The organism is Gemmobacter nanjingensis, assembly GCF_014652195.1.
Lineage (GTDB): Bacteria > Pseudomonadota > Alphaproteobacteria > Rhodobacterales > Rhodobacteraceae > Gemmobacter > Gemmobacter caeni.
This window is the reverse complement of the sequence record NZ_BMYI01000022.1, coordinates 41594-60765: the sequence shown is the minus strand read 5'-3', so window position 1 is coordinate 60765 and position 19172 is coordinate 41594. Positions and strand designations below refer to the sequence as shown.

Below are 19172 nucleotides of genomic sequence, written 5' to 3'. Positions count from 1 at the left end.
GGAGTGAAACCCGCCCTTGACCCAAAACTGAACCGAAATCCATAATCAGAGGTGGGTCAAATCTCGATGGAAAACCCGGGTCACTTCTCAGTGGAAATCAACAGAACTGCCGCTGTCGAGCTACGGCAACCGCCTGCCGCAGCTCTCCTTCGAGGTATTCCGGCCGCTGGCCGATCCCGACACCGCCGAGGGGCTGGTCAAGGCTGTGACGATGATCCCGGCTTCGGGCGAGTTCAGCTACGCCACGCAGGCCATCCGCAAATCCTCGGACGGTGCGACGCAGGCCGAAAACCTGAACGCGCTGCCCGACACCTCCGACATGGTCGTGGCGCTTGACCGCCTGCAGGCCATGGCACCGACCGTCGAGAGTGTGAGCCTCGTCGTCGCCTGGTTCGGGGACGACCTGCGCGCGGGCTCCTGCAAGCTGCGCCCGGGCGTCGAAGTCACTGCGAAATCCACGACGCCAGTCGGATGGTCGGTCAATGGCGTGAGCCGCGCCAGTGCTTTCCTCGTCAGCCGCGACGATCAGGATCGACCCGTCTACGGCGGCACGCCCGCCGATTTCTCCGTGGTACAGGCGATCCGGGAGATGAAGGCGCGTGGGCTGCGCGTCACTTTCTATCCGTTCCTCCTGATGGACGTCCCGCCCGGCAACCTGGCTCCGAACCCGTATTCCGACAATGCCGCCGATTTGGGACAGCCCACATTCCCGTGGCGCGGCCGGATCACCTGTTCGCCCGCGGCGGGCTATGCCGGGAGCGTGGACAAGACGGCCACGGCGTCGAGCCAGGTCGCGGCCTTCTTCGGCGGCGCGGACCCCTCCGACTTCGCGATCTCGGGCGAGACCGTCTCCTGGACCGGTCCGTCCGGCGATTGGGGCCTACGCCGGATGATGCTGCACTACGCCCATCTCTGCGCGGTTGCAGGCGGGGTCGATGCCTTCCTGATCGGCTCGGAGATGCGCGGCCTGACCACCATCCGCTCGAGCGCCAGCAGCTATCCCGCCGTCACCGCGTTCAAGGCGCTCGCCGCCGATGTGCGCGCCATTCTCGGATCTGGCACGGAGATCGGCTACGCGGCCGACTGGTCAGAGTATTTCGGCCACCAGCCGGGGGACGGCAGTGGCGATGTCTATTTCCACCTCGATCCGCTCTGGTCGGACGCCAACATCGATTTCGTCGGCATCGACAACTACATGCCGCTGTCGGACTGGCGGGACGGGTTCGGGCATGCGGACGCGGCCGAGGGCTGGCCCGCGATCTACGACCGGGCCTATCTGCAGGCGAACATCGCGGGCCGTGAAGGCTTCGATTGGTTCTACGCATCGGCGGCGGATCGGTCGGCGCAGGTCCGGACGCCGATCACCGATGGAGCTGCGGGCAAGCCATGGGTCTTCCGCTACAAGGATCTGCGCAGCTGGTGGTCGAACGAGCACTATAATCGCCCGGGCGGGGTGGAGAGCGGCACGCCGACGGCGTGGGTGCCGCAATCGAAACCGATCCGTTTCACCGAACTCGGCTGTCCTGCCATCGACCGGGGCACCAACCAGCCCAACGTCTTCTTCGACCCGAAATCGTCGGAGAGCTTCACGCCCTATTTCTCGCGGGGCTGGCGCGACGACACCATCCAGCGCGCCTATCTCGAGGCGACCTACCTGTTCTGGGGCGAGCCCGCGAACAACCCGCTATCCTCGGTCTACGGAGGACGGATGGTCAATGTGCCGGAATGCGCGGCCTGGACCTGGGACGCGCGGCCATATCCGTTCTTTCCCGAACTGACCGATGTCTGGACAGATGGACCCAACTGGCGGCTCGGCCATTGGCTGACGGGGCGGCTGGGGGCGGTCTCGCTCGCCGCGCTTGTCCGTAACCTCTGTCTGCGCGCCGGGCTGCCGGAGCATCGCATCGACGTCACCGGCCTCTGGGGCGCGGTCGAGGGCTATGCCATCGGTGCCTTGGAAAGCCCGCGCGCCTCGATCACGACGCTGGCCCGCCACTTCGGTTTCGACGCCGTCGAGACCGAGGGGATTATCCGCTTCGTCATGCGCGGCCGGGCGGCGGTGGCGAGCGTCGCACCCGACGATCTGGTCGCCGCGCGCGAGGGCGACGTGCTGGAACTGACGCGCGGCCAGGAGACCGAGCTGCCCCAGGCCCTGAAATGGCAGGTCGCCCGCGCCGACGAGGATTACGAGGCGGCTCAGGTCGAGGCCCGGCGCATCACCGTCGACACGACCCGCATCGCCTCCGAAAGCTTCCCCATGGCGGTACCGCCCGAGGAGGCCGAGCGCCGCTGCCGCCGCGCGCTGATGGAAGCCTGGACAGGCCGTGAAAGTGCAGCCTTCCGCTTGCCGCCGTCACGGCTGGCACTCGACCCAGCCGATGTGGTAACGCTCGCCCATGACGGCCGGTCCGTCCCGCTGCGGCTCGTTTCCATCGCCGACGCCGACGCCCGCGGCATCGAGGCCGTGCGTCAGGACCGAGAGGCTTACGACCTGCCGCCCGGCGCGCCGCGACCCTCGGCGCTGTCGCAGGCGGTCGTCTTCGGCGCACCCGAAGCGGTCCTCCTTGACCTGCCGCAGCTGACCGAGGATCAGGCCGCGCATCGGCCCTTCGCCGCTGCGCACGCCGTGCCATGGTCCGGCGAGATCGCGGTCTACCGCAGCCCGTCGACCGACGGCTTCGACCTGCTGACCACGTTTGGCACACGCGCCCGCATCGGCACACTGGTCTCGGACTTCTACGCCGGACCCACGTCGCGCTTCGACCTCGGCAACGCGTTGGTGGTCGATCTGCTGACCGGCACAATGGAAAGCGTCACCGACCTGACTTTGTTCGCCGGGGCAAACGCGCTCGCGATTGAGGCTGTGCCGGGTGTCTGGGAAATCGTGCAGACGGGCGCGGCCGAGCTGCTCGCGCCCGGCCGGTATCGCCAGACCCGACTCCTGCGCGGCCAGCGCGGCACCGAAGGTGCCATGGGCAACCCGGCGCCAGCGGGCGCGCGGGTGGTGGTGCTGGACACCGCGCTCGCGTCCCTGCCGATCGCCGAGGCCGATCTAGGCATCCCATGGAACTGGCGCATCGGCCCGGCGAGCCGTCCGGTCAGCGACGAGACCTATGTCGCGCAGGCCTTCACGCCCGACGGTGTTGGGATGCGACCATTCTCCGTCGCGCATGTCGAACAGCCGTGGCGCAGACCGCGCACACCAGGCGATCTGACGATCCGCTGGATCCGGCGATCCCGCGCGCTCGCGGCCGACAGCTGGGGCGGGCTCGAGGTGCCGATGGCCGAAGAACTGGAGGCCTATGAGGTCGAGATCCTCGACGGTGCAGTTGTCAAGCGATCCTTGACCACTGCCACCACCAGCGCGGTCTACACCGCCGCCGCCCAGACCGCTGACTGGGGCGCGCTGCTCGGCCCCGGCGACACGCTCACCATCCGCATCTTCCAACTCTCCGCCCTCGTCGGGCGGGGCGCGGCGAAAACCGTCACGCTGACTTTCTGAAGGCCACCCTATGTCCGACGCCACGACCCATCTGTTGCTCCCCTACATCCTTGCGGCACAGGCCCAGAAGCACGTCACCCACAACGAGGCGCTGCGGATCCTCGACGGGCTCGTCCAGCTTTCCGTTATCGACCGGGATCTGACCGCGCCGCCGGGAAGTCCCGCCGATGGCGACCGCTACATCGTCGCCTCGGGCGCAACCGGCGACTGGGCGGGCTGGGATCTGAACGTCGCCCTCTGGACCGACGGTGCCTGGCTGCGCCTGCCGCCGCGCACCGGCTGGCGGACATGGGTCGAGGACGAGGCCGTACTGCTCGTCTGGACAGGCGCAACTTGGGAGGTCGTGGGCGAGCCGAGCGACATCTCGGATGCCGTCTTCAGCCTGATCAACGATGCCGATCCCACCAAGAAGGCGGTGTTCTCGCTCTCAGGTATCAGCACCGGTACGACCCGCAGCTACACGCTGCCGAACACCTCGTCGGAACTGGCGATCCTGGCGGGCACCCAGACCTTCTCCGGCAACAAGACCTTCTCCGGCACGCTGACAGCCTCCGGCACCGTCACGGTCTCGGGCGCGGCTGCAACCATCGGCACAGCGACCGGCACCGCCACCTACGGCATGGGCACCGGGGCGACGACGACCGGCCTCACCAAGACCGTCAACCTCGGCACCGGCGGCGCGTCGGGGTCGACCACGGTCGTCAACATCGGCCCCGCGACCTCGGGCGCGAATGGCACGACGGTGGTCAACACGCCGACCGTGACCTTCGCCAATGCCGTGACGCAGGTCGCCATGCCCCAGGCGAACCTGACCGCGCAGCTTCTGGGTCTCGGGGGCGCGACCGCCGACAGCTACAACCGGCTCTCGGTCAACACGCCCGCAGTGCTCCTGAACAACGCAGGTGCCGGGATCGAGGCGACGGTCAACAAGGCCGCAGGCGGGAACGACGCTGCCTTCGCCTTCAAGACCGGCTTTTCGGCCCGGGCGCTGATCGGACTTCTCGGCAACGACGATTTCAGCTTCAAGGTCAGCCCGGACGGGTCGGCCTTCTACGAGGCGCTCCGGATCGACCGCGCGAGCGGCCGTGTCGAGATGCCCGAACCCGTCGTGCTCCCGGCGGTGAGCGTCGTGCCCACGCCGCCGCCGAGCGGTAGGCTCGCCCTCTACGCGCGGGACCGCGCCGGGGCCGGATGGCTCGACGTCCAGCGCCCCTCGGGGCGGTTCTTTCCGCTGCAGCCGCATTTTGGGGTGAACCGGATCGCGACCTGGGCGCCGTCCACCGGCACCACGGTCAACACCAACGGCATGCCGCGCACCGCCGTCGGCACCGTCTCGACGCCGACACTCGCCACTACCAACCTGTCGACCTCGATGCGCCGCTGGCGCGTCACCAGCGCCACGACCGCCGATGCGGCGGCCGAGGAGCGTTCTGCCGGCTGGGTCTGCTGGCGCGGCAACGCCGATGGGCTGGGCGGCTTCACCTATGTGAACCGGCTTTCGCTGGTGACCCTGCAGGCGACCGGCATGGGCTTCTTCGGCCTCTACGGCTCGACGACTGCTCTGGCCACGACCCTGACGCTCACGGCCGTGGTCAACTGCATCGGCATCGGCTTCCAGCGCGGCACCCACACCAACTGGCAACTGGTCCAGAACGACGCCTCCGGAGCGCCGACGCTCACCGATCTCGGGGCGAGTTTCCCGGTTGCGAGCACGACGAACGTCCTGACCCTCACGCTCCTCGCCGCCCCGAACAGCAGCGAGATCGGCGTAAGAGTCGTCGAGGACGTGAGCGGGGCGGTGGTCGAGGTCATGCTCGACAGCGACATTCCCGCCGCGACGCAACTCCTGAGCCCGCGCAACTACATGAATAACGGCGCGACGGCGGCGGCGGTCGCCTATGATTGCTCGGGGGTCTATGTCGAGACGGACTATTGATGATCGATTTGCCGTTTTCAGAAAGGGAGGCTCGATGCCCTGAAAAGCCGGAAAAGATTGACAAACAAGGCCGTTTCGCGGCATCAGCTTTGCATGGGGATCCGCGATCTCCCCACGAGGCGACAGCCGAAGCTCGCGTTCCACCTCAACCCGAACCTTTCGGAGGAACGCACATGCCTGCGCCCGATGCCATTTCGCCCGACAAACTTGCCAAACTGCTTGGCACCCCGCGTTGCCCGACGATCCTCGACAACCGGCGCGACGGACTGCGCGCCGAGGATCCGCTGCTGCTTCCCGGAGTGCGCGCCATTGCCGAGGCCGACCTTGCCCCGGAGCGGCTGGAGACTTTGATCGCATCGCTGAGCGGCCCTGTGGTCGTGGCCTGCGCTGAAGGGCATGGTCGCAGCCAAGGGCTGGCCGCGCTGTTGCGCAACCGGGGGATTTCCGCTGAATATCTTGAAGGCGGCTATGCCGCGTGGCGCGCGGCTGGTCTTCCTCTGATCGACCCGGCGAAGATTACGGCCCGCGACGCGGACGGCCGGACTGTCTGGGTGACGCGCTCGCGCCCCAAGGTGGACCGGATCGCCTGTCCATGGCTGATCCGCCGGTTCATCGATCCGCGCGCGGTGTTTCTCTATGTCGCGCCCGCCGAGGTGGCGAATGTTGCGGCGCTCTATTGCGGCATGCCCTTCGATGTCGAAGACACGTTCTGGAGCCATCGGGGCGAACTTTGCACCTTCGACGTGATGCTGGCCGAGTTCGGGCTGACAATGCCTGCCCTTGACCGGCTTGCCCGGATCGTGCGCGGGGCCGATACGGCCCGGCCGGACCTGGCACCCGAGGCGCCCGGCCTGCTGGCGGCCTCTCTCGGGCTGTCGCGGATGTATTCGGACGACCTCGAACAGCTCGAAGCCGGGATGGCGCTCTACGACGCCTTCTACCGCTGGTGCCGCGACGCGACGGAGGAAACACATAACTGGCCGACCAACCGGCCCGGAGGTGCGGCATGACCGGTTCCGAACCGATGGTTTTGGCCTATCCGACCCTGTCCGAGGCCACCCGCGTCTGGGCCCGGATCGCCGCACTGTCCTTTGGCGGCCCGGCAGGGCAGATCGCAGTGATGCACCGCATCCTGGTCGAGGAGAAGCGCTGGCTCGGCGACGACCGGTTCCTGCATGCACTGAACTTCTGCATGTTGCTGCCGGGGCCCGAGGCGCAGCAACTCGCCACCTATATCGGCTGGCTGACGCACGGCGTGCGGGGGGCACTGGTCGCGGGGCTCCTGTTCATCGCACCGGGCGTCATCGCCATCATGGCGCTGAGCTGGATCTACGCCGCCTTTGGCGATGTGGGATTTGTCGCCGGGCTGTTTTTCGGACTGAAGGCGGCGGTGCTCGCAATCGTGGTGCAAGCCGTGGTCCGGGTCGGCAAGCGGGCGCTGAAGAACCGGGCGATGCGGGCCATTGCCGCGGCCTCCTTTGCCGCGATTTTCCTCTTCGATGCCCCGTTCCCGGCCATCGTGCTCGCGGCGGCGCTGATCGGCTGGGCGGGCGCCAAGGCGGGGCTAGATGCCTTCCGGCCCGGCGGCGGGCATGGCGCCGTGGGCAAGCACCATGTGGCGGATGCACAGACCCTTCTCGGAGAGGAACACATCCAGACAGACGGCGCCGCGGATCGGGGCGCGTTCCGTGCGGGCTTTGGTGCGTTGGTGCTCTGGCTTGTTCCGGTGGCGGCGCTCTGGCTGCTCGCGCCTGGGAGCGTCTTCACTGACATCGCGGTGTTCTTCTCGAAACTTGCGGTGCTGACCTTCGGCGGCGCCTATGCAGTGCTTGCTTGGGTCGCTCAAGAGGCCGTCGGCACCTATGGCTGGCTCGCGCCCGGGGAAATGCTCGATGGGCTCGGCATGGCCGAGACGACGCCCGGGCCGCTGATCATGGTGCTGCAATTCGTGGGCTTCATGGGCGCCTTCCGCGAGGCCGGATGGGCGATGCCACTGCTGGCCGGAACGATGGGCGGGTTGCTGGCGACGTGGGTGACCTTCGCACCGTGCTTTGCGTGGATATTTCTTGGTGCGCCGTGGATGGAGCGGCTCCGCCGCAACGCAGCCCTGTCGGCGGCGCTAGGCGCGGTGACAGCGGCCGTCGTGGGCGTCATCCTGAATCTTGCGATCTGGTTCGCGGTGCATGTGATCTGGCGCGAGGTCGTCACCTGGCAAGCCGGGCCGCTGTCGCTTGATCTGCCGGTTCTAGGCTCGATCGACTGGGCTGCGGCGGCTCTCTCCGCGCTTGCCCTTGTCGCGGTCTTCCGGCTGAGGCTTGGGATGGCGACGGTTCTGGGCGGGGCCGCGGCATTGGGCGTCGCACTGCACGTCGCGGGACTGGCCTAGGCTGCATCCAGGCGGGTGGTGATCAGCGCCAGCGCGAGATACCGCCCGCCCTTGGCCAGCGTCACGATCAGGAAAAAGCGCCAGAGTGGTTCGCGCAGGACGCCCGCGACAAGGGTCAGCGGATCGCCAATGATGGGCACCCAAGCCGCCAGCAGGCTCCAGTGCCCCCACCGATGATACCAGCGCGTTGCTCGGTCAAGCTGGCGCGGCGAGGCGGGAAACCAGCGCCGGTTGGCAAAGCGGGCCAGCACGTGGCCGAGCCCCCAGTTGATCACCGAGCCCAACACGTTGCCAATCGTGGCCACGGCCAGCAGCAGCCAGACCGGATGCCCGCCCGCCAGCACCAACGCGACCAGAACCGCCTCGGATTGGGCCGGCACGAGGGTGGCGGCCAGCAGCGCCGCCGCGAACAAGCCGGACAGGGCAAGCATCTCAGGGCCGAACGGGCCAGTGCCGGTGCAGATCGTCAATGATCAGGGCATGATGATGGGCTGGCTCATGTTCACGCAGATGCGGATGGTCGGCGGGCAAGTCGGGGTGCTCATGTGCGATGTCGCTGGGGTCTCCCGCAGGCCAAAGACGCAGCGCCAGCAGCACGCCGGCAAGCCCGATCACCGACATCAGCACGAAGGTCGCAGGCAGCCCCATCCCCGCACCGAACCGCCCCGCCAGCGGATAGGCGATCAGCCAGCAGGCATGGCTCAGCGCGAATTGCGCGGCGAAGATCGCGGGGCGGTCCTCGGCCTGCGCGGAGCGGCGCAGGAGACGACCTGACGGGGTCTGCGCCACCGAATATCCGAAGCCGATGACAAACCACAGAGGCAACAGCAGCGTAAACGACGGGATCAGCGCGCCGATGGCGGTGCCGATGACCAGCACCGCCGCGCCCAAGATCATCACCGGGCGGTCGGGGACGCTCTCCAGCAGTTTTGGCAGGGTGAGCGCCGCGATCATCGAGCCGCCGCCAAAGGCCCCGAGCGCCCAGGCGACCTCGGCATCGGCAAGGCCGAAGCCCGCCTTCACGATGACGACCGTGTTCACGATGACCATGGCGCCCGCTGCAGCCACGGCGAGGTTGATCGCCAGAAGGCCGCGCAGACGGGGCGTCGCAAGGTAAAGGCGGATGCCGCGCGTCGTGCGATCCCAGATGCCACGCATCGGGCCGGGGGTGGGTGTCGGAATGGTCACGCTGACCACCAGCGCCGCCGAGACGAGGAACCCCACCACCGTTCCCGCAAACAGGTTGTGGAAACTGATCACCGTCAAGAGCGCGGCCGCGAGCATCGGCGAGACCAAGCTTTCCAGATCGTAGGCCAGCCGCGAGAGCGAGAGCGCGCGGGTGTATTCCTCTTCCTTTGGCAAGATATCGGGGATTACCGCCTGAAAGGTCGGGGTGAATCCGGCCGAAGCTGCCTGCAGCACGAAGATCAGCAAATAGATCTGCCAGATCTCGGTTACGAAGGGCAGAAACAGCGCCACACCAGCGCGGATCAGGTCCAGCGACACCAGAACCGCGCGGCGCGGCAGCCGGTTCGTGAAAGCCTGCGCCACCGGTGCGATGAACACATAGGCGGTCATCTTGATCGCCAGCGCTGTACCCAGCACCGCGCCAGCATTCGCCCCCGCCAGATCATAGGCCAGAAGGCCAAGTGCCACGGTCATCAGCCCGGTGCCGATCAGCGCGATGACCTGCGCGCTGAAGAGGTGACGATAGGTGCGGTTGGCGAGAATGGCGAGCATGGGGCCTCAGAGGAGTTTCGCCAGCGCACGAATTTCGGCAAGGTCATCCTCGCCACCGTGCCCGAGGCAATGGTCGATATGGTCATGGATCAGCGTGCGCTTGGCCGCCGTCACCGCCTTTTCGACCGCCTGCAACTGAACCGCGATATCGGCGCAGGGGCGGCTTGCCTCGATCATCTCGATCACATGCCGCAAATGGCCGTCGGCGCGCTTCAGTCGCTTGATCAATTCGGGGTGGGTTGCGTGCTGGTGATCATCTGACATATACAAGTCATATCCCCCCAGGGGGGATACAGCAAGAGCGCGCAAGCGCCAGCAGATCAGAGGCAGAAACAGGCAGATGACGAGAACGGGGCGATCAGCGACAGGACTGCCGCATGTCATTGGCATGTGGTTCGTCGTGTTCGCGCTGGTCCTTGCGCCGATCCTGGTCGCGCTGACCCATGCTCCTTCGGCGATCGCCCTATCGGATGCATCCCTTGCGCATGGACACGCCCATGCGGATGTCGATGTCGACCGCACCGCCGGTCACGACGCCACCGATCATGAACATCATAGCGAGACGGTGCTCGCCGTTTCCGGATGGCGTGGCTTGGAGCAGATGGACGATCATTCGACCAATGTCGTTCTGCAAGTTTCCGAGCATTCGCCGCATTCTTTGCGACGACCTCCTCGCCTCGTCTGACACGCCCGGAAACGGGACCGGAACGGGGGCGGCCCGGGGCCGCATCCGCAATCTGTCAGACGAAAGGGAATTCGATGTTCTACACTACAGCCGGAAAACGCTTTCCGGCACATGCAATCGGGCGGGCACTCTGCCTGCTGCTGATCGGTTTTCTGGCCCTGTTCTGGGCTAGTTCAGCCTTTGCCCATGCCGTCACGCTGGGCGACAAGGGCTATATCCAGGAGGTGACGGGGGTGAACATCATCCCCTTCCTCTACCTCGGCGCCAAGCACATGGTGACCGGATATGATCACATCCTGTTTCTGCTCGGGGTGATCTTCTTCCTCTACGGGATGAAGGAAATCGGCATCTATGTGACGCTCTTCGCCATCGGCCATTCCACGACCATGCTCGCGGGCGTCTGGTTCGACTTCGGCATCAACAGCTACATCATCGACGCGATCATCGGCTTTTCGGTCGTCTACAAGGCGCTCGACAATCTCGGCGCGCTCCGGAAGTGGTTCGGGGTCCAACCGAATACCAAGCTGGCAACCCTGATTTTTGGCTTCCTGCATGGCTTCGGCCTCGCGTCCAAGATCATCGACTATGACATCTCGCCGGACGGGCTCTTGCCGAACCTCATCGCATTCAACGTTGGGGTCGAGATCGGGCAGCTTCTCGCGCTTGCGGCCATTCTCGTAGTGATGACCCGCTGGCGGGCCACCCCCTCATTCGCGCGGCAGGCCTATGCCGTGAACGTCCTCATGATGACCGCCGGATTTGCCCTGATGGGGTTCCAGATCGCCGGCCTTGTCACTGCCTGATTTCCGGAGACTTCCTATGCAAAGACAACAATTCGACATCAGCAAGGCGCCCGCGCAACCCCTTCGCGCCGATCCCCGCGGCCGGACGATGGATGCGGAAGGTCATATCCGCGGGGTTGAGGCCAGTTCCGGTGGCCTGATCCGTGCCACCCTTGGCTCGGCCGCTGCGGCCGGCGCCATCTTGGTCCTGTTCTGGCTGCCCGCCGAATATGGGATCGACGCCACCGGTCTCGGACGTGTGATGGGGCTGACGCAGATGGGTGAAATCAAGCAACAGCTTTATGCCGAGGCTGCAGCCGAAGATGCCGCCTTGGCTGCAACCTCGCCAACGGTCGTGGCGACAAGTTCCGATCCCGAAGTCCTGGATCGACTTGTTGCGATCGAAACTCAGGTCGCCGCCATCGCCGCCATCGTTGGCGCAGAGCGCGCCCCCGAGACGCCGGAAGTCGCTGTCGCCGCCCCGGCAGAGGTGGAAGCGCCCGCCGTCGCAGCCGCAGAGGCCCCGGTCGCCCCGGTTTGGCGCGACACCTGGAGCTTCACTTTGCAGCCCGGCGAAGGAATCGAAGCCAAGCTTCGCATGCAGGAGGGCGAGCAGGCCGAGTTCGAATGGACGGCCAACGGTGCGGTCCTCAACCACGACATGCACGGGGACGGCAGCGGTCAGGAAATCAGCTACGAACAAGGGCGCGCAGTGCCCGGTCAAGCGGGCATTCTGACAGCCGCCTTCACCGGCAACCACGGCTGGTTCTGGCGCAACCGCACGGAGGCGCCGGTGACCATGACGCTTCATGTCCGGGGTGAGTATGAACGGCTGTTGACGCCGTGAACCTTGCTGCGCCGGGGCCCGCTCCGGCGCGGTCCCAATGAGGGCAAGAACGGTCGTGCTAAGTGGAGAAGGTTCGACGTCAGGCCCGTCCCCTCCGCCATTACCCATTGAAAACATTGGAAAAGTCAGGGGTTTTTCTGGCTTACCCTCCAAAGAACCCGCCATCCCAAAAACGCTTGGAAGCTACGCCTTGCGACAGCTTGCGCGCGAAGCGGCCCCAAAAAACTGTCTCAGTTTCTTCCGAGTGAGAATTTGACGGATGGCGCCGGTTCCCTCCGCAGCCTGCCAGAGATTGAACCACCCCCTCCCCGGACAGGGCGCCGATGCCAGACCATGAAACGACAAAGCCCCGCGCTGGGCGGGGCATTGGGTTTCGGATCGGTGCGCGGATAGCCTTCTAGGGTGTAACGCCCAGCACCCGGCGCCCCTCCGCCCAGAGTTCGGGCAGGTTAGGCAGGTTCGCGTGGCCTTCATTGCAATAGGCCAGAACCTTGGCGGCGAAGTCGCGGGTGTCAACGGCGGGCGCGCGCAATATGGAATCTTCCAGATCCGTTTGCCGGTCTAGCATGACCTCCCACCCCTCGGCATCGGCCTGCGCTGCGGCGTCCAGCTTCGACGCCGCGTCAACCCATTGGCGAAAGAGTTGCATGACAGGGGTTTCGGCGACTTGCACGGCCCCGCCCTCATTCGCCTCGCGGATTGCCCGCCATTCGGCTTCATGCGCGTCCTGTGCTGCCTGTATTTCGTCCAACAACAGGTCAAGCAGCACCATAAGGCCATTCGCCTTCGGTTCCGGGTTGTTCAAGCCCGGAAAATCTTCGGCTTGGGCATAGAGAATATGGGCAAGACCAAGGGCGCGGCTGATACGCCGATCTGTGGCGTTCATCGCGGCGTGAACAGCAACCGGGCTTTGTTCCTTTTGGGTCGTCATGGGCAATATCTCCATTGGTCAGAGGGAAGTTTTAGGCCGCGCGCAGTTCGGCGGCGGCAAGTTCGGCTTTCAAGGCGGCAAGGGTCTGCCAGTCGGCGCCGCGAATGCTGTCCTTGCACTCGAAGGCCCAGATCTCGGCCCGGACAACTTCCACCGGGCGGGCATTGGCTGCGGGGGCAATCGCGGCGGCGCGGGCCGCAGCCCGGCGCTTCATCTCCCGCCATGCCTGTGCCAACGATACCTTGAAGAAGGCGCGCAGCCGGGAAGCCGGGGCGCGGACGCTCCACAGGTCTTGCTTGGCCCAGGTCCATGCGAGGCGGAACAGTGCGGCGCGGTCAATGGCCATGGCTAGCCCCTCGGGTTGATATAAATTATACTATCCATGGGCCGATCTATGATCAATATAAATTATATCAGGTTTGCACATGACAGGGGAACAGATCAGGGCTGCGCGCGCGCTCTTGAAATGGTCGGCGCGGGAATTGGCAGATGCCAGCGGGATCGGCTGGGCGACAATCCAGAGGCTTGAAAGCAAAAACGGCCCGCTTGCCGGTTACGGCCAGACGCATGAAGCCATCCGCAAGGCCCTCGAAGCCCAAGGCGTCCAGTTCCTCGAAGCCGGGCAGGTTGCCGCCGGGCCGGGGGTCGCGCTGGGCGGCAAGGAATGACGGGCAGCCCCCGGATTTTTTCGGGAGAGGGGAACAGCCCGCCCCCCGGTTCGCAGATCGGGGTGCCGCCGTTTTACCTCGGGCGTTTAGTTTAGGCTTCGTCGCAGGTTTAGCGGCTGCGGCGCCGGGCGCTTCGCTGCCCCGCATAGCGAAAGGCCGGGGGAGGAAACTACCCGCGCAGGGCCAGCCGCCCGGCCTGTTCTTCGCCTATCGGCGCCTATTTTATGTCACCAATCGCGCGCCTGCGCGCGCGTGAATTGCGCTTTTCACGTCCAAGGGTTCAGCCTGTTCCCGTGAAAGCGCGGCGCCGGGCCTCGCGTCACGACCACCGATAAATCGGTGCGACCTCGCGTTATGACCTCACCTGAATCGGTGTGGCTGCCTCGCGTGATGATGTCCAATAAATCGGTGCGGCGCTGCGTCCGGTCCAAAAAACTGTGTTAGCAAACGCCCTGCATGAAGCCCGCCGGTCCCCTTCCTTGCCGGTCCAGACTTTTACCCACCCCCACCCCCTCGGGCTTGCCGGGCGCGCTTGGCGCGTTTCTAGCAGCCCGGCGAACAGAACACCGCATCGGCGCGGCGCCAGAGCGGCACCGGGTCGCCGCAATGCGGGCAGATCCAGCCATTGCGCTGCAAGCGCCGCAGCACCGCCACCGCGCGGGCTATCCGATGCCGCCGGTTGCCCGCGAAGGGGCCAGAGTTGGGCGACACATCCGAGTGCACCATCGGGGTGCCTTCCTGGGTTTCGTCATAGGACAGGGCGAAGGGATCGGGTTGCGGCATCACTTGATTTCCGAGGGGCCAAAGCGGGGTCAAATGCATGTAATGGCACGGGCGGCGAAAGCTGACTTGCGGGTCATGCGATGCCGAAACTGCGGCCTCGGACCTCGCCCATAGCGGCGGGTGCGGTCATGTCGTGCCGCCTTGGCAATGTGGGCAGCCGCCGGGGGCCACCCATGCGCGGCAGAAGCCGCAGAACAGGCGCCCATCGGGGCCGTGGCGGTCCCAAGCCGACAGGCGCCGCCATTCGTCCAGACTGACAATCCGGCCTGTCCAAGTGCGGGGGCTGCCCTCGAAGGAATGACCATGGCGGAAGGTGTCGCCCTCATCCCGTGAAGGTGCCGGGGCACCGGGCGGCGGAGTGAAGGGCAGCACAGTTGCCGGGGCCGGGATTTCGGCGGGCTGCGACTGCGACAGCCGCGACACTTGCGACACGGGGGGCATTTCCGGGCTGTTTGTCGCGGGTGTCGCAGGTGTCGCAACGGAGGCCGCCAGAATTTCGGCCAGAGCGGCTTGCACGTCAAACAGCATGGGCGGGCCTCACGATGCGATAGGCTTCCTTGCGCTGGGCGCCCCGGACCTCGGCCCCTTCGGTCAACGACGTGCCCGAGATCCGCGAGATCTTCGACCGCTTCCAGCTGACCGGCGTGACCACCAGCTACACCATCAGCCGCACCGGCAACGACCAAGCGGGGGCGCGAGCCGAGCTGCTGGTGTCGAATTTCCCGGTCACGGTGTAGCGGGGCCGCAGCAATGAAGTGCTGCAAATCGCCCGAAAAGAGCAATGCGGCCAGTGGCAACAGGCTGGCCCGCAGGCTGGTGGTCGCCGCGCCGCCGGTCTTCACGGCAGTCTCGGTTTTGCTGGTCCGGCTTTCCAGTGCGGCAACCACGTCAGTACCGGCCTTGCCCGCAACCGCCGTGCCCAGATCGGTGACCGACTGCCCCAGCGAGACGATTCCGCTTTCGGTCAGCGTGACCCGTGAGGTCAGCGCCTCCAGCGCCGAGGCGCTGGCCTTGCCCGGCAAGGCAGTGTTGAGCGCGGTGATCGCCTCGCCCTGCGAGGTGATCCTGCCCTCGGCGGTGGTCACCCTCAGCCGCAAAGCATCCACGGCGGTGGCGCTGGCAAGCTTCGGCAGATCCAGCTCCAGCCGCGTCACCGCATCGGCCGTCAGGATCAGCCGGTCATCCACCGCCCGGATCTGTGCGGTCAGCGACTGATCCGCCTCGGCAACAGCCTTGCGCACCTTCCGGCGCGCCAGAAACTCGGCAAAGCCCTGATCCAGCACCTCGGAGGCCAGTGGCAACAGGCTGGCCCGCAGGCTGGTGGTCGCCGCGCCGCCGGTCTTCACGGCAGTCTCGGTTTTGCTGGTCCGGCTTGTCGGCACGGCGGGCCACCTCGTCCGAGATATCCTGTGCGATATCCGCCAGACCATCGGCCAGCGTCTGTATGGCAGTGCCGCGCGCCTCGGCCTCGGCCGCAATGCCATCCGCCACCCCGGCAATCTGGTCTCCCAGCGCCTGCACCGCATTGCCCCGCGCCTGCGCTTCGTCGCCGTTCAGCGCGACCAGCTGTTCCACCTGCTGCAGCAGGATCTGCATCGCCGCCGTCTGGGCATCGATCCCCTCTGCCGTTTCGACGCCCCTGATCAGGTCAACCGCAGGCCCTTGTGCCGCCGCCGATTGCACAGCAGGGGCAAGGGCCAGCGTCGCGGCAATGTTGCTGTAAAGGTCGCGCATGTTCATCCCCCTCAGGAAGCGGCGATTTTCAGCTTGCGGAACTTCGCAGGCTGGATGACGCGCCCGCCCGTGCGGCGGGTCGCATGAATGCGGGTGATGCCTTCGGTCGCCCGGATGTAGGGGTTGACCAGAACCGACAGCGACACGCGGTCAACGATCCGGTAGCCCGACCAGTCCCCGAAGATGATCGGGAAGGCTCCGCCCGCGACATCGGGCATGTCGGGAAGCTCGATCACCGGGCGCCCGAGGATGGTTTCCGGCTGGCCCGCCTGATAGGACGGTTGCCACAGGAACCGCCCGCCCCCATCCTTCAGCAGGCGCAGAAGGCCCAAGGTGGTGCCGTTCATCGCCCAGGTGCCCGCGTTGCGATACATGGCGGGAAGCGCATACATCTGCGTCACCAGCGCGTCGGCAGTGATCTGGGTTGCGTGGCCGCTGACGGTTTCGGCAATGCCCGCCTTGGTCATCACGCCCTCGGGCTGCCCGTCGCCCGAACGCTTCACGAAGGCCAGCCCTTCCTTGGCCCCGAAATCCTCGGTCAGGGCCTGCCGCACCTCAGCTTCGGCCTGCGAAGCATCGGCCAGCAGCGTGTTCGAAATGTCCACATAGGTGGTCAGTTCGTTCACCACGACTTCGGCCTGACCGAAGCCCGGCGCTGACTCTTCCTGCGCCTGCGTCTCGCCCTTCCACTTGGCATTCGTGATGCCGGTGCGGGTCGTCACGCTGGTGCCAGAGTCGGTGGGGTATGATCGGGGTATTCAAGACCCCTTAAACGCCACTTCAGCAGCAACCGGCATGCTGCAACGTTCTAAGTAAAACACTGCAAATTTGCGTGTCAGCTATCACCTACAATGAACCCGGAAGATCCCAACTGACCCCGGAAGACCTCGGGCAAGTCAAGAAAAACAGGGGGTTGCAGTGATCGCAGGCCGGCTTCAACGCTGCGGCGCGCTGTCATGCAGTAAGTCGTGAAAAGGCCCCTCAAGGGGCGTTGAAGGCCATTTGAAGGCGTGGCGGGCGTTATGTGCCAGAAGGCCGAAAGCCCAAGAAAACAAGGCGGAATCGGGGATATGCGCCGAGAGACCGCCATCGGGCGACAGTTCCGAACATGGAAATCAGGTGCCAAGTTTGCTTCGGCTGTTCCATGTTTGGGTATGATAATGAAATTTATACATATTTCCTTTGACAGCCCCACTGTGAAAGACCGCTGAACATGGAACAGATTTTGACTTCCTGCTCCCTTGCAGCGTGCGACAGAGGCTGTAGATTCGGGGCCGATCAAAGTGTAGCGTTAACGCATATCGCTTGGCAGGAACAGCCCCAGAGCTGCCGGTCGACGTGTCAGAGTGTAGTATCAGTGCGTTCCCGAAAGCTGCCGTTCGACTGGCGTCGCAGCAAAGCTTAGGCCATAATGGCGGCTACGCAGGACTTTGCTGCCGTTAATCGCTACAGCAAGCCAGAGGTGGGCCGGCTGTCCGGCCTGAACCCTGTGCAATAATATTGCCTGTGCCATGTCACAAAAGCCTAGGCCGTCTCGTCTTCTCGGTGTCAGATCAACCTGGAGATAGACGATGACACCTCGCATGACCGACCATTTCAAACGCATTGGCAGCGCCTTCAACGGCCTTGTCACCTTCGAGACCGAGCTGCGCAAGGGCCCGCTGGACCATGTGCTTCTGCATCTGGTCAAACTGCGCGCCAGCCAGATCAACGGCTGCGCCTTCTGCATCCAGATGCATGTCTCCGACGCGCTGAAAGATGGCGAAAGCCATCTGCGGCTGCATATGGTGGCAGGCTGGCGCGACAGCACGCTGTTCACGCCGCGCGAACGGGCGGCGCTGGCCTGGACGGAAAAGCTGACCACAGTTGCCGCGGCGCATCCCACGGATGCAGATTGGGAGGCGGTCTCGGCGGTATTCAATGCGGATGAGCTGGCCTTCCTGACCTTTGCCATCAGCGGCATCAACCTGTGGAACCGGACCCAAATTGCCTTTAGCGTGGCGCATGGGCTGGATCTGCCCGCCGAACGCCCCCATGCGGCCTGATCCCGTTGATATCTTTCAGGCGCAGCGGCCTCGGCTGCTGCGTCTGGCCTACCGGATGCTGGGCAGCCATGCCGAGGCCGAGGACATGGTGCAGGAGGCCTGGCTGCGCTGGCAGAATGGCGATCATGGTCAGGTCGCAGAACCGGCGGCCTGGCTGACGCGGGTCGTGTCGCGCCTTTGCCTCGACCAGATGAAATCGGCCCGCGCGCGGCGCGAGACCTATCCCGGCACCTGGCTGCCCGAGCCGCTGATCGAAGAACCCGACGATGCGCTGCGCCCTGACAACCTGACACTGTCGCTGATGGTGGCGCTGGAGCGCTTGTCGCCGCTGGAGCGTGCGGCCTTCCTGTTGCACGATGTTTTCGGTCAACCGCTGGATGAGGTGGCCCGTACCATTGACCGTGCCCCCGCCGCCACGCGGCAGCTGGCGGCCCGGGCGCGGGCGCATGTGCAGATCGACCGCCCACGCTATACCGTGCCGCGCGACACCGGGACGGCCTTGGCCCGGGCCTTCTTTGACGCCTGCAAGACCGGCGATGCGGCAGCACTTGGCACCATGCTGGCCGAAGGCGCCACGCTGCATGCCGATGGTGGTGGCAAGGTGAATGCAGTTCTGAACGTGATCCGGGGCGAGGCCGCGATCACCCGCATGTTCGCGGCCCTGTCGCGCAAATTCGGTGCGGAAATGGAACTGCTGAGCACAACCACGATTGACGGATTGCCGGGCTTCATCTCCCGCATTGCCGGCTCTCTGCAAACCACGGCGCTGGACATCACGGACGGCCGTATCAACCGGATCTACATCACCCGTAACCCGGACAAGTTGACCGGGGTGCTGCCGCATTGATTGTGACCGACGCATATCGGATCACGGGCATGAAAATGCGGCTGTCAGCAACAATCGAATGACAGGAGACATCGGAAGAGCGAAACTAAAATGAGTCATGCTCTGACGGTCCGCAAAGGGCTCCGAGCAACATGCTGCGAGGCACCTACCTGCAGTTTCGCGGGCCACTGGCCACGAAGGGCAGGGCCCGGCCCTAGACGGTCATTCACTAAGCCTGATGCTGCCTCGCCGCGTTCCCGAAAGCGGACCTTAGTGCGCGGTACAGCAAATTTGGCAGGTCAGATGG

Annotated in this window: 20 protein-coding genes and 1 pseudogene; 12 read left to right on the top strand and 9 right to left on the bottom strand. The window is 65.4% G+C overall.

Annotated features, from left to right (window positions below; translation table 11 throughout):
• Positions 1-103 precede the first annotated feature (103 nt).
• The 4 genes and pseudogenes from IE126_RS22280 to chrA all read left to right on the top strand — a co-directional run.
• Positions 104-3502: pseudogene (locus IE126_RS22280) on the top strand (baseplate multidomain protein megatron); the annotation flags it as partial.
• Positions 3503-3512: 10 nt separating this feature from the next.
• The gene (locus IE126_RS22275; protein WP_189382330.1) at positions 3513-5438 is read left to right on the top strand and encodes a DUF2793 domain-containing protein; all 1926 of its coding nucleotides are present in this window, start codon (positions 3513-3515) and stop codon (positions 5436-5438) included.
• A 173-nt stretch (positions 5439-5611) separates the two neighbouring features.
• Positions 5612-6448, top strand: coding sequence for a chromate resistance protein ChrB domain-containing protein (locus tag IE126_RS22270; protein WP_189382328.1), 837 nt, complete (start codon positions 5612-5614; stop codon positions 6446-6448).
• Positions 6445-7824 carry a chromate efflux transporter gene (gene chrA, locus IE126_RS22265; protein ID WP_189382326.1) on the top strand — a complete coding sequence of 460 codons (1380 nt, stop codon included), beginning with the start codon at positions 6445-6447 and terminating at the stop codon, positions 7822-7824. The genes IE126_RS22270 and chrA overlap by 4 nt, the downstream gene beginning before the upstream one ends.
• On the opposite strand, the gene IE126_RS22260 is transcribed toward chrA, so the two are convergent.
• From IE126_RS22260 to IE126_RS22250, 3 genes are read right to left on the bottom strand one after another with little or no spacing between them, the layout of a single operon-like run.
• Positions 7821-8255, bottom strand: coding sequence for a YqaA family protein (locus IE126_RS22260; RefSeq protein WP_189382324.1), 435 nt, complete (start codon positions 8253-8255; stop codon positions 7821-7823). The genes chrA and IE126_RS22260 overlap by 4 nt on opposite strands.
• 1 nt (position 8256) lies before the next feature.
• Positions 8257-9564, bottom strand: a complete 1308-nt coding sequence (locus tag IE126_RS22255; RefSeq protein ID WP_189382322.1) for an MFS transporter — start codon at positions 9562-9564, stop codon at positions 8257-8259.
• Positions 9565-9570: 6 nt separating this feature from the next.
• Positions 9571-9828: a metal-sensing transcriptional repressor gene (locus IE126_RS22250; RefSeq protein WP_189382320.1), complete on the bottom strand. Its 258-nt coding sequence runs from the start codon at positions 9826-9828 to the stop codon at positions 9571-9573.
• 124 nt (positions 9829-9952) lie between these two features.
• On the opposite strand from IE126_RS22250, the gene IE126_RS22245 reads away from it, so the two are divergent.
• From IE126_RS22245 to IE126_RS22235, 3 genes are all read left to right on the top strand, one after another.
• A complete protein-coding gene (locus IE126_RS22245; protein ID WP_189382319.1) occupies positions 9953-10249 on the top strand; it encodes a hypothetical protein in 297 nt (98 codons plus the stop codon).
• A 74-nt stretch (positions 10250-10323) separates the two neighbouring features.
• Positions 10324-11052 carry a HupE/UreJ family protein gene (locus IE126_RS22240; protein WP_189382317.1) on the top strand — a complete coding sequence of 243 codons (729 nt, stop codon included), beginning with the start codon at positions 10324-10326 and terminating at the stop codon, positions 11050-11052.
• Between the two features lie 16 nt (positions 11053-11068).
• On the top strand, positions 11069-11878 hold the full coding sequence (locus IE126_RS22235; protein WP_229825805.1) for a hypothetical protein: 810 nt from the start codon (positions 11069-11071) through the stop codon (positions 11876-11878).
• 397 nt (positions 11879-12275) lie between these two features.
• On the opposite strand, the gene IE126_RS22230 is transcribed toward IE126_RS22235, so the two are convergent.
• Both IE126_RS22230 and IE126_RS22225 read right to left on the bottom strand, forming a co-directional pair.
• The gene (locus IE126_RS22230; RefSeq protein WP_152968417.1) at positions 12276-12809 is read right to left on the bottom strand and encodes a hypothetical protein; all 534 of its coding nucleotides are present in this window, start codon (positions 12807-12809) and stop codon (positions 12276-12278) included.
• Between the two features lie 31 nt (positions 12810-12840).
• Positions 12841-13155 (bottom strand): hypothetical protein, encoded by a 315-nt coding sequence (locus IE126_RS22225; RefSeq protein ID WP_054303112.1) that lies wholly within the window; start codon positions 13153-13155, stop codon positions 12841-12843.
• 79 nt (positions 13156-13234) lie between these two features.
• Between IE126_RS22225 and IE126_RS22220 the strand changes: the two genes are divergently transcribed.
• Positions 13235-13477 (top strand): helix-turn-helix domain-containing protein, encoded by a 243-nt coding sequence (locus IE126_RS22220; protein WP_229825804.1) that lies wholly within the window; start codon positions 13235-13237, stop codon positions 13475-13477.
• 543 nt (positions 13478-14020) lie between these two features.
• Here the strand turns inward: IE126_RS22220 and IE126_RS22215 are convergent.
• Both IE126_RS22215 and IE126_RS22210 read right to left on the bottom strand, forming a co-directional pair.
• On the bottom strand, positions 14021-14260 hold the full coding sequence (locus tag IE126_RS22215; RefSeq protein WP_189382313.1) for a hypothetical protein: 240 nt from the start codon (positions 14258-14260) through the stop codon (positions 14021-14023).
• Between the two features lie 126 nt (positions 14261-14386).
• Complete coding sequence (locus tag IE126_RS22210) at positions 14387-14788, bottom strand: hypothetical protein (protein ID WP_189382311.1); 402 nt, start codon at positions 14786-14788, stop codon at positions 14387-14389.
• A 29-nt stretch (positions 14789-14817) separates the two neighbouring features.
• Here IE126_RS22210 and IE126_RS22205 point away from each other — a divergent pair, with 29 nt between their 5' ends.
• Both IE126_RS22205 and IE126_RS22200 read left to right on the top strand, forming a co-directional pair.
• Positions 14818-14997, top strand: coding sequence for a hypothetical protein (locus IE126_RS22205; RefSeq protein WP_189382309.1), 180 nt, complete (start codon positions 14818-14820; stop codon positions 14995-14997).
• A 13-nt stretch (positions 14998-15010) separates the two neighbouring features.
• Positions 15011-15475, top strand: a complete 465-nt coding sequence (locus tag IE126_RS22200; RefSeq protein ID WP_189382307.1) for a hypothetical protein — start codon at positions 15011-15013, stop codon at positions 15473-15475.
• On the opposite strand, the gene IE126_RS22195 is transcribed toward IE126_RS22200, so the two are convergent.
• Both IE126_RS22195 and IE126_RS22190 read right to left on the bottom strand, forming a co-directional pair.
• Positions 15440-15994 (bottom strand): hypothetical protein, encoded by a 555-nt coding sequence (locus IE126_RS22195; protein WP_189382305.1) that lies wholly within the window; start codon positions 15992-15994, stop codon positions 15440-15442. The genes IE126_RS22200 and IE126_RS22195 overlap by 36 nt on opposite strands.
• A gap of 11 nt (positions 15995-16005) precedes the next feature.
• Positions 16006-16716, bottom strand: a complete 711-nt coding sequence (locus IE126_RS22190) for a phage major capsid protein (RefSeq protein WP_229825803.1) — start codon at positions 16714-16716, stop codon at positions 16006-16008.
• 861 nt (positions 16717-17577) lie between these two features.
• Between IE126_RS22190 and IE126_RS22185 the strand changes: the two genes are divergently transcribed.
• Positions 17578-18039 (top strand): carboxymuconolactone decarboxylase family protein, encoded by a 462-nt coding sequence (locus tag IE126_RS22185; RefSeq protein WP_229825801.1) that lies wholly within the window; start codon positions 17578-17580, stop codon positions 18037-18039.
• Positions 18029-18886 (top strand): sigma-70 family RNA polymerase sigma factor, encoded by an 858-nt coding sequence (locus IE126_RS22180; RefSeq protein ID WP_054303159.1) that lies wholly within the window; start codon positions 18029-18031, stop codon positions 18884-18886. The genes IE126_RS22185 and IE126_RS22180 overlap by 11 nt, the downstream gene beginning before the upstream one ends.
• Positions 18887-19172: the final 286 nt, after the last annotated feature.

Coding starts and splice junctions, on each gene's coding strand:
- IE126_RS22245 (WP_189382319.1), top strand. CDS start 9,953: ATGTGGTTCGTCGTGTTCGCGCTGGTCCTTGCGCCGATCCTGGTCGCG.
- IE126_RS22255 (WP_189382322.1), bottom strand. CDS start 9,564: ATGCTCGCCATTCTCGCCAACCGCACCTATCGTCACCTCTTCAGCGCG.
- IE126_RS22200 (WP_189382307.1), top strand. CDS start 15,011: ATGAAGTGCTGCAAATCGCCCGAAAAGAGCAATGCGGCCAGTGGCAAC.
- IE126_RS22235 (WP_229825805.1), top strand. CDS start 11,069: ATGCAAAGACAACAATTCGACATCAGCAAGGCGCCCGCGCAACCCCTT.
- IE126_RS22230 (WP_152968417.1), bottom strand. CDS start 12,809: ATGACGACCCAAAAGGAACAAAGCCCGGTTGCTGTTCACGCCGCGATG.
- IE126_RS22185 (WP_229825801.1), top strand. CDS start 17,578: ATGACCGACCATTTCAAACGCATTGGCAGCGCCTTCAACGGCCTTGTC.
- IE126_RS22215 (WP_189382313.1), bottom strand. CDS start 14,260: ATGCCGCAACCCGATCCCTTCGCCCTGTCCTATGACGAAACCCAGGAA.
- IE126_RS22270 (WP_189382328.1), top strand. CDS start 5,612: ATGCCTGCGCCCGATGCCATTTCGCCCGACAAACTTGCCAAACTGCTT.
- IE126_RS22225 (WP_054303112.1), bottom strand. CDS start 13,155: ATGGCCATTGACCGCGCCGCACTGTTCCGCCTCGCATGGACCTGGGCC.
- IE126_RS22250 (WP_189382320.1), bottom strand. CDS start 9,828: ATGTCAGATGATCACCAGCACGCAACCCACCCCGAATTGATCAAGCGA.
- IE126_RS22195 (WP_189382305.1), bottom strand. CDS start 15,994: ATGCGCGACCTTTACAGCAACATTGCCGCGACGCTGGCCCTTGCCCCT.
- IE126_RS22240 (WP_189382317.1), top strand. CDS start 10,324: ATGTTCTACACTACAGCCGGAAAACGCTTTCCGGCACATGCAATCGGG.
- IE126_RS22210 (WP_189382311.1), bottom strand. CDS start 14,788: ATGCTGTTTGACGTGCAAGCCGCTCTGGCCGAAATTCTGGCGGCCTCC.
- chrA (WP_189382326.1), top strand. CDS start 6,445: ATGACCGGTTCCGAACCGATGGTTTTGGCCTATCCGACCCTGTCCGAG.
- IE126_RS22260 (WP_189382324.1), bottom strand. CDS start 8,255: ATGCTTGCCCTGTCCGGCTTGTTCGCGGCGGCGCTGCTGGCCGCCACC.
- IE126_RS22220 (WP_229825804.1), top strand. CDS start 13,235: ATGACAGGGGAACAGATCAGGGCTGCGCGCGCGCTCTTGAAATGGTCG.
- IE126_RS22180 (WP_054303159.1), top strand. CDS start 18,029: ATGCGGCCTGATCCCGTTGATATCTTTCAGGCGCAGCGGCCTCGGCTG.
- IE126_RS22275 (WP_189382330.1), top strand. CDS start 3,513: ATGTCCGACGCCACGACCCATCTGTTGCTCCCCTACATCCTTGCGGCA.